This is a genomic window from Mucilaginibacter sp. Bleaf8 (assembly GCF_018390515.1).
In the GTDB taxonomy this organism is placed as follows: Bacteria; Bacteroidota; Bacteroidia; order Sphingobacteriales; family Sphingobacteriaceae; genus Mucilaginibacter.
The window spans coordinates 954096-969232 of record NZ_JAHBBK010000001.1; the positions used below are offsets into that span (position 1 = coordinate 954096).

Consider the following 15137-nt stretch of genomic DNA (forward strand, 5'->3'; position numbering starts at 1 on the left):
TTTTTATTTTGTATTAGTACGTTGTTAAGTCTTCGTCTGGTTCGGCTACACCGGCTGCTTTGGTGATTTCAGACAGCTCGCTGTATTCGTAACGTTTTTCAACCACATCCTGATGGGCTTTGATATAATCAACTGTCTCTTTCAGGCCTTCGGCAAACTTCTCAAAATCTTCTTTGTACAAGAAAATTTTATGTTTCACAAACACACCATCTTCCAAACGCTTTTTGCTCTCTGTTACTGTGATGTAATAGTCGTTTGAACGTGTTGCTTTTACATCAAAAAAATAAGTTCTTTTACCTGCCCTTACCTTTTTCGAGAATACTTCATCCCGCTCTCTGTTATCAAAATCTCCCATGATAAATAAGTGTTGTAATAGTTATGATTGCATAAATATAAACAATTTTTGAAATAGCAAGTATTTTTATTAATAATGTTGATAATTATTTAAACTATTAACATCCTTGTTTGTATTTCGCACCCTCAATCTAACACTTGTATATTAAGCCTACGTTTGTGGGCTTTCTTGTTCCTCGAGCAGTTGCTTTTCGTACAGTTCAAAATAAACACCTTTTTGCTGCATCAGCTCGTCGTGGTTGCCCTGCTCAGCAATCACACCGTTATCCATCACCAGTATTTTGTCGGCATTGCGAATGGTAGAAATACGGTGGGCTATGATGATGCTGGTTTTACCGTTCATAACTCGGCCCATATTACGCAGTATCTCTTCTTCGGTGCGGGTATCCACAGCCGAAAGGCAGTCATCAAACACCAGGATCTGTGGTTCTTTCACAATGGCCCGGGCAATGGAAACCCGTTGCTTTTGCCCTCCCGATAAAGTGATACCCCGCTCGCCTATCAGCGTTTCAAATCCTTTTTCCAGCTCTATGATATTATTATAAACAGCAGCATCTTTGGCAGCCTGCTCAACGGCAGGTGTATTCAGTACATCGGCACTAAAAGCTATATTACGGGCAATAGTGTCCGAAAATAAAAAAACTTCCTGCGGCACAAAACCAACCTGTGAGCGATAGCTGTTAAGGTTTAACTGACTGATAGGTGTACCGTCGATACATATCTGCCCACCGGTGGTATCATACATACGCATCAACAGGTTGGCAATGGTAGACTTGCCAGATCCTGTACGGCCGATAATGGCCAGCATCTGTCCGGGTTCAATACTGAACGACACATTTTGGAGGGCCTTTATACCGGTATCCGGATATACGAAACTTACCCCATCAAAAACAATATTTCCCTTCACCTGCTTGGGTTGCACTGCTGGCGATTTTACTTCGGGCTGTTCATGCAAAAACTCGTTGATACGTTTTTGAGATGCCGCCGCGCGCTGTATAAGCGAGGTTACCCACCCTAATGACATTACCGGAAACATCAGTTGGTTCAAATAAACCACAAATTCGGCAATATTGCCCGAAGTGATGCTTCCCTTCATTACCTCTACACCACCTATATATATGATAAGCACATTACTGATACCTACCAATAAAAGCATCATGGGATAAAACAACGCCTGCACTTTGGTAAGCGCCATGGAATGCATTTTGTAATTCTCGCTCTCTTCGGTAAAGCGCTTGCTGATATACGATTCGCGGACGTAAGATTTAACAACCCTAATGCCTGATATATTTTCCTGTACAAAACTCGACAGCGCAGATAACCGCTCCTGTATTTTTTCGCTGCGGAAATTGATAATATTGTTTACATAATAAATGCTTAGCACCAGTACCGGCATGGGTAGTAAGGCAAACAGCGCCAGCCTGCCGTTTACCGAAAGCATGGCATAAACCGTCAGCACAAAAAGCACAACGGTGTTGATGGCATACATAATACCAGGGCCCAGGTACATACGCACCCGGCTTACATCTTCGGTTGCGCGGTTCATCAAATCGCCGGTATTGTGGCGGCGGTAAAATGCGAGGGATAATTCCTGGTAGTGGCTATAAATTTCGTTTTTCAGATCATACTCAATATGCCGCGACATGAGGATGATGGTTTGCCGCATAAAAAACAGGAACAGGCCCCTCAACAACGCCAGCACTAATACCAACACACCAAAAAGCAGCAGGCTCGACCCGAAAATATCATAAACAACCTGTTGCCGGTTAAAGCCGGCATACAGATGATAGATCTGTATATTTTCGGCTACCAAGTTAAAGGCTACCCGTATTACCTGCGCAGGCAACACACCAAATATGTTGGATATTATTACAAAGAACACACCCGGCACCAGGCGCCAGCGGTACTTGTAAAAAAACTTATTTAAATAGGCAAGGCTTTTCATACTACCGGCACAAAGGTAATGTATTTGACAGCTACAAAGGTACCGCTTACCAGCAGCACCAATTTATTTACCTTTTATTAATATTTTACCCGACCTAATGTTTATTGGCAAGCAAAAAAAACTTACTTTTGCACCGAAATATTATAGTTTCATGGCGTTGTAGCGGTGCAGTACTTTTGCTTATAAAAGCTGTACCGGGTAAACCTTGTGAGACTGATGTAACCGCGAACAAAAGCACATTGCTGATGTTTTGGGTATATCAAGTGAAACATTTTTTTAGAAATACCATCTTAAATCGTTCTTATTCATGTTAAACAGAAGGCATCTCAGGGTTAAAGTATTGCAGGCTTTATACGCATATCATCAAACAGAGCAAAAGGATGTTAAACAGCATGAAAAAAACTTACTGCATAACATTGACCAGGTATATGAGATGTATATCTGGATGCTATCACTGATTGACGAAGTGATACAGTTTTCCAGCAATGACGCTGAAGAGCGTGCTAACAAACACTTGCCCACCGCCGAAGATCTGAATCCCAACTTAAAGATTCTCGAAAACCGCTTTATTACTTCACTGCACGTTAATAAAGACTACATTTTAGCCCTCAAAAAATACAAGGTATCCTGGGATTTTGAGCCCGAACTGTCAAAATCACTGTTTTTGGTACTTAAAAACTCGGATGAGTATAAAGCTTACCTGCAAAAAACAGATGATACGCTGTTAACGGATAAAGACATCATTAAATACATCTTCAAAAAAGTAATTCTGAAATCGACACTTGCCGAACAGGTGTTTGAAGATAAGTTTATTGCCTGGCCTATTGATAAAGAAATATTGCAGGCACTGATTGCAAAAACCTTCAAAAACTTCTCGAACGATAATCCGCATGAGAACAAGCTGGCCGAAGTTACAGGTAACTGGCCCGAAGACCGCGACTTTATCATTAACCTTTTTGAAGAGTGCATTCGTCATGATGCCGAGTACCAGGAATTGATAGGCAACAAAACCCAGAACTGGGAGCCGGAACGTATTGCCATGATGGATACGCTGCTGATGAAAATGGCTATCACAGAATTTGTTAACTTTGCATCCGTACCCGTTAAGGTAACCATTAACGAGTACCTGGAGATTGCGAAAGAATTCAGTACACCGAAAAGCAACTCGTTTATTAACGGTATACTTGATAAAATTTTGTTTGAACTGAAAGACCAGAACAAAATTCGTAAAACCGGCAGGGGATTAATTGAATAACAGCAAACATGAGAAACTTTATAGTAGTATTATGCCTGGCAGGTGCATTAGCCGCCTGTAACCAATCAACCAAAACGGCAAACGTAACTGGCAACAGCGACAGTACAGCAACCACACACGAGGCAGCAAGTGTTGATTCGGCCAGTGCCCCGGCAATGCAGTTCCAAAAAACAGCTTACGACTTTGGTAAAATCAAAACCGGTGATAAAGTAAGCTACACATTTAAATTTACCAATACCGGTAAATCGCCGCTTATCATCAGCGATGCGGTGGCCAGCTGCGGCTGTACCAAGCCGGAGTTTGATGCCAAGCCCATTGCACCCGGCCAGGATGGCGAAATTAAAGTAACATTCAATAGTGCCGGCAAAGACGGCTTACAGGATAAAATGGTAACCATTACCGCCAATACATTTCACCCGCAAAATGTGGTGCATTTAACCGGCGAGGTAACCAAAAAATAATTAATTTAAACATGACGACAGCAACTATTCTATTACAATTTGGCGGTGGCGCCGGCGGCTTTGGTAGTATCGTACCCATGATCCTGATCATTGTGGTATTCTACTTTTTTATGATTCGCCCTCAGGTTAAAAAACAGAAAGACCAGAAGAAATACGTTGAAGAGCTTAAAAAAGGCGACAAAGTGGTAACCACTGCCGGTATACACGGCCGCATTGCCGACATCAACGATACGACATTTTTAGTTGAGGTAGACAATGGTGTAAAAATCCGTTTTGATAAAGCATCCATCTCATTAGATGCATCAAAAGCATTAAACACACCGGTTGTTACTAAATCTTAACTAAAACATTACCTTTTCAAATGCCGTTTCTTTTTGTAATTAAAAGAGCGGCATTTTATTTTTAGCCGTTAAGCAAAGCGATACATAAGCATGCCCATCATCAAACTATCTGTTTCTGAACGCAGGCGGTTATCCGTTTTCATAACCTGTTTGTTACTTGCTGTAGTAGCCTGGGTATTTGCTACGCTGTCGGAAAAATATGTTTACACCACACGGCAGGCCATTGTGTTCAAAAACGCCCCGCAAAAGCGTGCCTTCAGGCCTTTGCAGACTGATACTGTAGAAATAAGTTTGCAAGGCACCGGCTGGCAGATGCTGTTTTCAAAAATGGATCATGGCTCGCGCCCTATCCCGGTTGATTTGCATACGCTTGATCACAACGACTATATTGCACTTAACACCCAGTTAGAGCGCATTAACCGGAACAAAGACCTCAACCATCGCATTATTGCTTTTAACCCGGATACGCTTTATTTTGACTTCACCAATCGGCTAACCAAGAAAGTACCGGTACTACCCCTTCAGGCTATCACTTACAAGAAACAGTATATGGTTACAGGTAAAGTGACCGTTCAGCCCGCTTATGTAGTTGTTAACGGACCCGGCAATGTTATCGAAAATGTAAACCACTGGCTAACCGACTCTATTAAGTTTACCGATGTACGGCAAACAATCAATACCATTGTAAGGCTGCAACCGGTTAAGTCCGGCAACCTGAATGTATACCCAAAGATGGTTCAGGTGCGCATACCGGTTGAGGAGTTTACCGAAAAAACGCTGGATATACCGGTAAAAGTAAGCAACAACACACATTACGATGCGGTAAGAATCTTTCCACAGAAAGTAAGGGTAACGTTTACCGTACCACTAAGCCGCTATACCGAGATTGACGAAAACTTTTTTGAAGCTAACGCCGATTTGAGTTTGTGGCATCAAGGCTACAGCGTGTTGCCGGTTAAGATTACGCATATGCCTGCCTACTGTAAAATAGTAAGTACCGTACCCCAGAACGTCGACTTTATAATTAAAAAATAACATGCTTAAAATTGGCATCACCGGAAATATAGGCAGCGGCAAAACAACCATCAGCCAGGTATTTGAATTGCTGGGTATCCCGGTTTTTTATGCGGATAACGAAGCCAAGAAAGTAATGACGGCTGATGCCATTCTGATTGCTGCCCTGCGTGAAACCTTCGGGCCTGAAGCCTATTTGGCCGATGGAACACTTAACCGTAAGTATATTGCAGGTATTGTTTTTAATAACGAGGCCGAACTTAAGAAGCTGAATGCACTGGTACACCCTGCCGTTTTCAGAGCTTTTGATAACTGGGTTTTGCAACATGCCCATGCACCTTATGTACTTAAGGAAGCCGCCATACTCTTTGAAAGCGGATCGCATAAAGATTGTAATTACACTATACTGGTAACCGCCCCTGACGCCATGCGAATAGACCGCGTGATGCAACGGGATCATATTACCCAGCAGGAGGCCGAAAGCCGCAATGCTAAACAAATGCCACAAGAGCAAAAAGCTGCCCTGGCCAATTTTATTATAGCTAATGACAATACCCAGCTGGTGATACCTCAAATACTCGCCTTACACCAGCAGTTTTTAGCGGAAGCGAGTACCCGATAATGATATTAGACGATTTTTTAGTTTTTGATACCAACGGTTTATACTGCCGTTACGGCGATTTTTATTTAGACCCGCAACAAACGGTTAAACAGGCCGTAATATCGCACGCCCATGCCGATCATGCCATAGCCGGCAACCTGGACGTGTACTGTACGCCCGCCACAGCCGACTTTATGAAACTGCGCTATGGTAAAAACGCCGGCCGTAATTTCACTTTGCTGCAATGGCAGCAAACCGTTGCAATAGGCCCGGTAACTATCAGCTTCATTCCAGCCGGGCATATGCTTGGATCGGCGCAGGTAATGATGGAATACCAGGGTGTGAGATATCTTTACACAGGTGATTATAAACTGCAACCTGACCTAACCTGCGAGCCCATTGCATGGTTAAAAGCAGATGTGCTGATTACAGAAAGCACCTTTGCCAACCCTGACACTGCACACCCAGATCCGGTTGCGGAGATCAGGAAGCTTAACGATATCAAAATCAATATTTTGCTTGGCGCCTACGGCTTAGGTAAAGCACAACGGCTAATTAAGCTTATTAACCAACATGCACCGCAAAAAAAGATATTGGTACACCATCGTATTGCACCTATTAACACTATTTATGAAAAATACGACTACCAGTTGGGTCCCTACCAGCACTATGGTCGCAAGCTCATGAAAAACCAGGAAGAGTATGTTTACCTGGTTCCGCCGTTTACTTTTGATAGTTACCTGCGTGCAACCGGCGTTAAACGACTGTTCGCATCGGGCTGGAAAAACCTGCAGGTAAACGATCAGGATACGCTGTTTATTTCTGACCATGCCGACTGGAACGATGTTTTGCAAGCAGTTGAACAAGTATCCCCAAAGCAAATATGGACGCTGCATGGTGATGGTTCGCATCTTAAAAAGCATTTTTATGACCGTATCTTTGTGAAAGTATTGAACTGATATGCTTATTGAAGGCACTGACTATTACATTAATGAAGATGGTAACTGGGTTTTTACCCGCGAATACCATTTAAAACGGGGGTATTGCTGCAAAAACAATTGCCTGCACTGCCCATGGCGTAATGGCAAAGTCAAATCCTGTAAACAAATTGAAAATAAATAAACATATTTGCCCGTTCGTTATTTTACTACAGTATGCAAATTGACAAAGAGATACAGAGCAAATTCGAGGATAATTATCACAAAGCTGTTGTCAATGTCAACTACACGTATGGCTGGCTGGCAAATCTACTTCGTAGCGAGTTTGAAAAATATAATTTAACAAGCCAGCAGTTCAATGTACTGCGCATACTGCGTGGCCAGCATCCTAAGCCGGCTACTATCAATATGTTAAAAGAGCGGATGCTCGATAAAATGTCGGATGCATCGCGCATTGTTGACCGGTTGGTGCAAAAAGAGTTGGTATCGCGTGGTACCTGCAGCCGCGACCGCCGCGCTGTTGATATCAAGATTACCGATAAAGGATTGGATATACTTACCCAAATGGATAAAGGCTTTAAAACAGCCGATTTGATCAGCCGTAATCTTACTGAAGATGAGGCCGGTCTGTTAAGCGATTTGCTTGATAAACTGCGGGGGTAAAACCAAGTCTAAATCCAATTACCGGATCTAACTATATATCATAATTAGAATGGCAAGCCCACGCCGAAGTTAAGCTGCATAAAACGGTAGGGCTCTCCCCCATTTGCTTCTCTGTAATTTTGCTTAAATTCTCCTGATTTGAACAGCTCATCAAAGTGTTTGATAAGCACCCATTGATCAGAACCGGTAAACTGAGGGTCCTTGAACTTAAAGCCGGCATCTAACCTGAATACGAAGTAAGATAAATCGAATCGCAAACCTGCACCTATGCCAATAGCCGTTGTTTGCAGCAATTTATTCAGCCTAAATTCGCCTCCCGGGTTATCGCTATTTTTCTTTAATCGCCAAACGTTCCCAAAATCACTAAAAAAAGCGCCCTTTAACTTGGTACCGTAAAAGTCATTGGTAATACGGAACCGGTACTCGGCATTCCCAATAATTCGGATCTCGCCAAACTGATCCAGATACCTGAACCTGCTTAACTGGGTGGTATCCCCTCCATAAAATGCACCACGGTTAAACTGACCAGGTCCAAGTGTACGGGGCAACCAGGCACGAATGTCATTAGCACCACCGGCATAATAATTTTTCTCAAAAATAAGCTGGTTGCTGTTACCGAACGGAACACCAATACCGGGATTGATACGGAACACAAACTGGCGCTCATTACGACCCAGGCTACGGTACCAGCGTAAATCAATATCAGCCTTGGCATACTGGGCAAAGGTGTAACCAAACATGGTACGGTTACCTAATGTATCGCGGGGCCTGTCAAAGGTGCGGCTAACCAAATTCAGGAAGTTACCGCCTACATCAACAAAACCTCTGAAATAAACAAAGTTCTCCAAAGAGTACAGCTTGTTGGCATTAAGCTGGTAAGTATACTGGCTACCGGTAGTGAATATGGTACGCCCGATAAGATAGATGTAAGAGTATCGGTTTTCACGCAATAACGTATCCTTCGCTACCGGGTCAATAGAACCGCTCGAAAATTCGATACTGATGGGAGTTAGTGTGTGTTGCTTACGGCTGGTTTCATTCCAATCGTACGTAAGGGCATTGACAAAGCTACGGCGTTGTACAAGCCCCTTTTGGTAAAACAACTGAAAGTTGGACGAGAAGGTGGTATGCGGCACGCCGTACTTACCCAGTGTAGGCAAATCAAACGGAGCAATAATACGCGGGTAAACCAAATTGACACCCGCTTTAAAGTCCTGGTTTTGTATACTGCCTGTATTGCCGCCATTTGTATCAAACAATATACTCCAGTTCAGTTTCAACTGCAACACTTCGGCCTGCTTAAACAAATTTCGGTTGGTAAATGTGTTACCTAAGTTGTATCCATAACGCCCGCCGCTAAACAGAAACTCCGCCTCAACACGATCCGACATCCGCTTGAGCGGTATCATATTAATTTTATTATCCAACCGGTTCGAACTGTCTGCCAGCTTCCGGTAGGCCGGGTTGGGCACGTTCCGGAAAACATTAAGCTCAGACAAGCGCGCCGTGGTTAGCGATTGTTGGTCGATATTATACAAGTCTCCCTTTTTCTGGAATATATACCGGTTAATAGCACCCGGTTTAAACCGATGAGAGAAGTCAACAAACCTTAATTGAGAGTCAACCTGTATCGTATCGGCTTTACCAATAGTACGGCCGTAGCTATCGGTAATGGTTACTAAGGTATTATTGATACGGTAGGTAGGATGAGCCGATTTATTTTCGGGATTATCCACAATCATCTTTACATCAACTACGCCGTTATTAAAGGTTGAATCGTAGTTATAGTTAATGTATTGGCGATAAAAATCATAATACCCGTTACGTTTCATTACCTGATAAAACTCATCGCGGTCATAAGCCAAACTATCGGTATCAAAACGGCCGCCGGGCTGCACGTGCGAAAAGCGGCGACGGTTAACCCGGTAAAGCGCCTGCACTGCCGGATCGCCGATACTGTCCTGAATATTACGGATACGGAAAAGCGGGCCCTCGTTAGCTGTAAAGGTAAGCTTGGCTTTCTTTTTGGCTACTTCTATCTGGCTTGCTACACGGGCTTTTAAATAGCCTTTGTTCTTTAAAAAGAGTTCGATCTGTTCACGGGAATTTTCTACCAGTCCGCTATCCAGAATAGCCGGTGGCTCGCCGATGTTCTTTTTACCGTTTTTGCTAAGCAGGTAGTACAACTGCAGGTTAAACCAGTTGTTGGGCTGCTGCTGGCGGTCTATATAAGTAAGTGCCTGATCCGAAAATTCACTGTCGATACTATCCAGTTTTACGGTTCGCACCAGGGCCTGATTATCATCCAGCCTGCGGGTTAAACTGCAACTGCTGACAAAAAAGATGAAAAGAATGGTTAATATTGCAAGGCTATAATGCTTAATCTCGGGAAATGCTTTCAAAATCTCAGGTCAGTTTATTAAAATCCTTACAACAAAAAAAGTTTCGCAGAGAGCACAGTCTCTTTGTGGTGGAGGGCCTTAAATCGGTGTCTGAGTTCATGACATCTTCTTACGCTATCCAAACAATATATCATACGCCTGCTGCAAGTTCTAAATTGTATCAACTATCAAAGAAAATCAATTTTCAGGAAATTACAGCCACCGAACTTGAAAAAATAAGCAGCCTTACAACTCCTCAGGAAGTTCTGGCCGTAATCCGTATTCCGGAGTGGCCGGCGCTTGATAACAAGCAGCTGTTAAAAAAGTTTACACTTGTGCTTGATGGCGTTCAGGATCCGGGCAATATGGGTACGATCATTCGCACGGCCGATTGGTTTGGCATCCAGCATATCATCTGCTCGCAAGATACGGTTGACGTTTACAACCCGAAAGTAGTGCAGGCTACAATGGGTTCGCTTGCGCGGATAAATGTGCATTATGCCGATTTAACAAAACTGCTACCCCAACTGAACCTGCCTTTGCTGGGTGCCATGCTGGATGGCGAAAATATTTATGCTACCGATTTGGGCAACGAAGGGCTTATTGTGATGGGTAATGAGGGTAACGGCTTACGGGCTGATATACAGCAACTCATCAACAAAAAGATTACGATTCCACGCATTGGCCAGGCCGAATCCTTGAACGTTGCCATTGCCACGGCGCTGTTCTGTTCGGAAATAAGTAGAAAAAGATTGCAATAATTATTGGCGGATAACAAATAATTATTATTTTTGCGCTCCGTTAAATAAGAACGGTCGGGTGGCCGAGTGGCTAGGCAGAGGTCTGCAAAACCTCGTACAGCGGTTCGAATCCGCTCTCGACCTCCAAAGGGATAACCGATAAAGATAAATTACCATGGGCGTAACACGTTTAAAAAGAAAAGACAGAAGAAACAAAACTGTTTCTCGTTTAGAAGTACAACACCTGAAACTGGCTACTAACCTGGAACCAGGAAGCCGCTCACAAGAGCCTAAGAAAAGCCAGATTGCTAAAAACAATGAGGTTTTAGCTCAATTGACTTCAAAGTAATCACTGATTTATTCAGCATAAAAAAATCCTGTCAGTTATACTGACAGGATTTTTTTGTTGATACGCCCTATCAAACCGGGGCCTTCGTATATAAAACCGGTATACAGCTGTATTAGCGAGGCGCCTGCCTCCAGCTTTTCAATTGCATCTTCCGGACTGTGTATCCCTCCTACCCCAATAATCGGGAACGAGCGATTAGATTTATCAGACAAATAACGGATCACCTCGGTTGAGCGTTGCGTTAATGGCTTACCGCTTAAACCACCTGTTTCGTTCACTAATTGTTGCGGCGAATGCAGCCCATCACGGCTTATGGTGGTATTGGTTGCGATGATACCTGCGATATTGGTTTGCTTTACAATATCTACAATATCATCCAGCTGCTCATTCGTTAAATCGGGCGCAATTTTGAGCAGTATGGGTCTGCTTATTCCATTTTTGTTATTCCGTTGCTGCAATGTATTTAAAATATTCATCAACGGTTCTTTCTCTTGCAAAGCACGTAACCCGGGCGTATTAGGCGAGCTAACATTCACCACAAAGTAATCCACTACATCAAACAGGCGGTCAAAACACTTAATGTAATCGCTTACGGCATCTTCATTAGGCGTATTTTTATTTTTACCAATGTTGCCGCCAATCATAATATTGCCTTGTTTTTTAGCGGCCGCGCTTTTACGGTAAGCAGCAATGCGCGATGCCAGCACATCTACGCCAAGGTTATTGAAGCCCATACGGTTTATCAAAGCCGAATCTGTTGGCAATCGGTACATACGGGGTTTGGGGTTGCCCGGCTGTGGCAGCGGTGTTACCGTACCTACCTCAACAAAACCGAAACCCAGGTTAGCCATTTCGGCAATCATCTCGCCGTTTTTGTCAAAACCTGCAGCTAAACCAACTGGGTTTTTAAATTTCAGACCAAACACTTCGCGTTCCAGACGCTTATCCTGCACATCCCAGATTTGGCGACTTAAAGCTGCGCCACCCGGAAAACGGTTTACCCGTTTTAAATTACGGGTCACAAAATAATGTACCTTCTCAGGATCGAACTTAAATAATATAGGCTTGAGTATAAAATACATGCTGCGAAGTTAGGGCTTTAAAGCCGTATTTGCAGATTTGATGTAAACCCCATACATTAGGGACTACAATTATAATTCATGAGCAACTCATTAAACCGCCGCAAATTTATTACCGGCACGGCAGTAGCCACCATTGGCGCCATATCGTTACCGCAAATTGTATCGGCTGCCTTTGAGGCTGAAAAGACACCTAAAGTAACGTTGAATGCCAACGATGTGATAGTTTACCAAGGCGATTCTATTACTGATTGGGGCCGCAATAAATCTGAAACTACCCCCAACAGCTTTGGCATGCTGGGCACCGGATATGTTTACCAATCGGCAGCACATTTATTACTTAAACACGCCGATAAAAACCTGCAGATTTATAACCGGGGCGTAGGCGGCAATAAAGTTTATCAATTAGCTGATCGCTGGGATGCCGACTGTCTTGCTTTTAAACCAAATGTACTAAGCATTATGGTTGGTGTAAACGACTACTGGCACACGCTTAGCGGTAACTACAAAGGCACTATAGAAACTTACCGTACCGATTACAAAAAGCTGCTTGACCGTACTAAGCAAGCCCTGCCTAATGTTAAGCTCATTATAGGCGAGCCGTTTGCTATAAAAGATGTAAAGGCGGTTACCGATAAATGGTACCCGGCTTTTGATGAATACCGCCAGGCGGCACGCGAAATTGCCACCCAATACGACGCCATATTTTTACCTTACCAAAAACTGTTTGACGAAGCTTTAAAAGTTGCACCCGGTACCTACTGGACCAACGATGGTGTACACCCCAGCGTAGCGGGTGCGGCATTGATGGCTAAGGCCTGGTTAAAGGCGGTGAAATCTTAAGCATTGGCTTAAGCTGTTAAATAAGCCTTTGTTAAAACGAGCGTTAGTCTGCTCTTTTAACAAAGGCTTTTCTTTTGACGTAGTTACAAAATGAAGACTGCTCCGAGGCAATAGGCGTGTTCATCAAATTCAACCCTTCAGTATAGGTAGCCGAAGTCATATTTTGACAATCCCTTTATCCTTTCACCTTCCCGCTTTCGCCTCAAAATGGTATATTTGTGGTTAAATGATTGCGATAAATAACCTGACGTTCGAGATTGGTGCGCGTGCGCTATACGATGAAGCTAACTGGCATATTAAACCGGGAGAGAAAATTGGCCTTATAGGCGCTAATGGTACCGGTAAAACCACTTTGCTGAAGTTGATTGTAGGCGACTACAAACCTACATCAGGCACCATATCCAAGTCTAAAGAACTTACTATTGGTTATTTAAATCAGGACCTGTTATCCTACGCATCCGAAAAGTCGATTTTGCATGTGGCCATGGAAGCATTTGAGCGCCAGAACCAATTGCATTCCGAAATTGAAAGCCTGCTGCAAAAGCTGGAAAGCGACTATAGTGAGGATTCACTAAACAAGCTGAGCGACAAGCAACAGGAATTTGAGGCGCTGGACGGTTATAGCATCGAGTACAAAGCCCACGAAATTTTAGCCGGTTTAGGTTTCAGTGATGAGGATCAGCAACGTAAGCTCAGCACCTTTTCGGGTGGATGGCGCATGCGGGTTATGCTGGCTAAAATATTATTACAGGCACCTGATATCTTGCTGCTGGATGAGCCTACCAACCACTTGGACTTACCGTCCATCCAATGGCTGGAAGATTATTTGAGAAACTTTGAAGGGGCTATCGTAATCGTATCGCACGACAGATGGTTTCTGGATAAAGTAATTAACCGTACGGTTGAATCGCGCAAAGGCAAACTGACCGTTTATGCGGGTAATTACACTTTTTATCTGGAAGAGAAATCCCTTCGTGAAGAGATACAACGTGGCGAGTTCAAAAACCAACAGGCCAAAATACGTCAGGAAGAGCGCTTGATTGAACGTTTCCGTGCTAAGGCATCGAAAGCTAAAATGGCACAATCACGCATCAAAATGCTTGATAAAATGGAGCGTATTGACGACGTTGATGATGATAACCCGAGCGTTAACTTCAACTTCAAGTTCAGCAAGCAATCAGGCCGTAATGTAATTGCCATCGAAGGGCTAAACAAAAGCTATCCCAATCTGGAAATTTTGCATAATGCCCATGCCGTGATCGAAAAGGGCGATAAGATAGCCTTGATTGGTGCAAACGGTCGTGGTAAATCAACCCTGTTGCGCATCATTGCAGGCGCTGATAAAGACTTCACCGGTAAAAGCGAAACTGGCTATAACGTTACCCAAACCTTTTTTGCCCAGCACCAGTTGGAGTCATTGCACTTAGATAGCGAAATTTTACAGGAGCTGCAATCATTTGCACCTAAGCATACCGATACGGAGCTGCGCTCGATATTGGGATCCTTCCTTTTCACAGGCGATGATGTATTTAAAAAGATCCGCGTACTGTCCGGAGGGGAAAAATCACGTGTGGCGCTGGCTAAGGCTTTAACGGCTGATGCTAACTTCCTGATACTCGATGAGCCTACCAACCACTTGGATATGCAATCGGTAAACATCCTGATACAGGCATTACAGCAATACGAAGGTACTTTTATCGCCGTATCGCACGACAGGTACTTCCTGGATAATATTGCCAACAAAATCTGGTATATTGAAGACAAACAGATCAAAGTATATCCGGGCACTTATCAGGAATACGAAGAGTGGCAGTCCAAACGCAAACTGCAACCAAAAGCAGCCGCCCCTCAGCCTAAAAAGGAAGAGAAAAAGGCGGTTGTAAAACAAGAACCTACCGAGGATAGATCCAAACAGCTGAAAAAGCTGAATCAGGATTTAAACCGCATGGAACAGCAAATTGCCGATCTGGAAAAAGAAGTAAAGCAGTTGGAAGTGCAACTGGCCGACGATGGCGTATACAGCAATCCAAACAAACTGAAAGAAACCAACAACAGCTACCAGGAAAAGCAAAGCCAGCTAAAGGGCGTTCAGCAACAATGGGAAAACCTGGCTGAACAGATTATGGAACTGGAAGCATAAAATTGATAAACATATAGAACGTCATGCTCAACA

16 protein-coding genes and 1 tRNA gene are annotated in these 15137 nt (G+C 43.5%); 13 read left to right on the plus strand and 4 right to left on the minus strand.

Translation table 11 applies throughout. The annotated features are described in order from the left end of the window. Positions 1–13: 13 nt before the first annotated feature. Together KHS38_RS04265 and KHS38_RS04270 are read right to left on the minus strand one after the other, a co-directional pair. Positions 14–355 carry a DUF3276 family protein gene (locus KHS38_RS04265; RefSeq protein ID WP_213487270.1) on the minus strand — a complete coding sequence of 114 codons (342 nt, stop codon included), beginning with the start codon at positions 353–355 and terminating at the stop codon, positions 14–16. A gap of 150 nt (positions 356–505) precedes the next feature. Beyond that, a complete protein-coding gene (locus tag KHS38_RS04270; protein WP_213487271.1) occupies positions 506–2299 on the minus strand; it encodes an ABC transporter ATP-binding protein in 1794 nt (597 codons plus the stop codon). A 307-nt stretch (positions 2300–2606) separates the two neighbouring features. On the opposite strand from KHS38_RS04270, the gene nusB reads away from it, so the two are divergent. From nusB to KHS38_RS04310, 8 genes are all read left to right on the plus strand, one after another. Then, entirely contained in the window at positions 2607–3554 is a 948-nt protein-coding gene (nusB, locus tag KHS38_RS04275; RefSeq protein ID WP_213487272.1) for a transcription antitermination factor NusB, read from the plus strand. Between the two features lie 8 nt (positions 3555–3562). Next, complete coding sequence (locus tag KHS38_RS04280) at positions 3563–4015, plus strand: DUF1573 domain-containing protein (protein WP_213487273.1); 453 nt, start codon at positions 3563–3565, stop codon at positions 4013–4015. Between the two features lie 11 nt (positions 4016–4026). Further along, complete coding sequence (gene yajC / locus KHS38_RS04285; protein WP_213487274.1) at positions 4027–4356, plus strand: preprotein translocase subunit YajC; 330 nt, start codon at positions 4027–4029, stop codon at positions 4354–4356. A gap of 90 nt (positions 4357–4446) precedes the next feature. Further along, on the plus strand, positions 4447–5391 hold the full coding sequence (locus tag KHS38_RS04290; protein ID WP_213487275.1) for a YbbR-like domain-containing protein: 945 nt from the start codon (positions 4447–4449) through the stop codon (positions 5389–5391). A 1-nt stretch (position 5392) separates the two neighbouring features. Then, complete coding sequence (coaE, locus tag KHS38_RS04295; RefSeq protein WP_213487276.1) at positions 5393–5992, plus strand: dephospho-CoA kinase; 600 nt, start codon at positions 5393–5395, stop codon at positions 5990–5992. Further along, positions 5992–6930 (plus strand): MBL fold metallo-hydrolase, encoded by a 939-nt coding sequence (locus KHS38_RS04300; protein ID WP_213487277.1) that lies wholly within the window; start codon positions 5992–5994, stop codon positions 6928–6930. Before coaE ends, KHS38_RS04300 begins: the two co-directional genes overlap by 1 nt. A gap of 1 nt (position 6931) precedes the next feature. After that, positions 6932–7093 (plus strand): C1orf53 family protein, encoded by a 162-nt coding sequence (locus tag KHS38_RS04305; RefSeq protein WP_213487278.1) that lies wholly within the window; start codon positions 6932–6934, stop codon positions 7091–7093. A gap of 32 nt (positions 7094–7125) precedes the next feature. Beyond that, positions 7126–7572, plus strand: a complete 447-nt coding sequence (locus KHS38_RS04310; RefSeq protein WP_213487279.1) for a MarR family winged helix-turn-helix transcriptional regulator — start codon at positions 7126–7128, stop codon at positions 7570–7572. A 44-nt stretch (positions 7573–7616) separates the two neighbouring features. Here the strand turns inward: KHS38_RS04310 and tamL are convergent, their stop codons facing one another. Then, positions 7617–9974: a translocation and assembly module lipoprotein TamL gene (gene tamL, locus KHS38_RS04315; RefSeq protein WP_213487280.1), complete on the minus strand. Its 2358-nt coding sequence runs from the start codon at positions 9972–9974 to the stop codon at positions 7617–7619. On the opposite strand from tamL, the gene KHS38_RS04320 reads away from it, so the two are divergent. From KHS38_RS04320 to KHS38_RS04330, 3 genes are all read left to right on the plus strand, one after another. Further along, the gene (locus KHS38_RS04320) at positions 9965–10714 is read left to right on the plus strand and encodes a TrmH family RNA methyltransferase (protein WP_213487281.1); all 750 of its coding nucleotides are present in this window, start codon (positions 9965–9967) and stop codon (positions 10712–10714) included. The genes tamL and KHS38_RS04320 overlap by 10 nt on opposite strands. A 52-nt stretch (positions 10715–10766) precedes the next feature. Continuing rightward, a tRNA-Cys gene (locus tag KHS38_RS04325) sits at positions 10767–10840 on the plus strand. 28 nt (positions 10841–10868) lie between these two features. Next, complete coding sequence (locus KHS38_RS04330) at positions 10869–11042, plus strand: spore protein (RefSeq protein WP_213487282.1); 174 nt, start codon at positions 10869–10871, stop codon at positions 11040–11042. A gap of 35 nt (positions 11043–11077) precedes the next feature. On the opposite strand, the gene KHS38_RS04335 is transcribed toward KHS38_RS04330, so the two are convergent. Continuing rightward, the gene (locus KHS38_RS04335) at positions 11078–12124 is read right to left on the minus strand and encodes a quinone-dependent dihydroorotate dehydrogenase (protein WP_213487283.1); all 1047 of its coding nucleotides are present in this window, start codon (positions 12122–12124) and stop codon (positions 11078–11080) included. Between the two features lie 78 nt (positions 12125–12202). Between KHS38_RS04335 and KHS38_RS04340 the strand changes: the two genes are divergently transcribed. Continuing rightward, complete coding sequence (locus tag KHS38_RS04340; RefSeq protein WP_213487284.1) at positions 12203–12964, plus strand: SGNH/GDSL hydrolase family protein; 762 nt, start codon at positions 12203–12205, stop codon at positions 12962–12964. A 226-nt stretch (positions 12965–13190) separates the two neighbouring features. Further along, entirely contained in the window at positions 13191–15104 is a 1914-nt protein-coding gene (locus KHS38_RS04345) for an ABC-F family ATP-binding cassette domain-containing protein (RefSeq protein ID WP_213487285.1), read from the plus strand. Positions 15105–15137 lie beyond the last annotated feature (33 nt).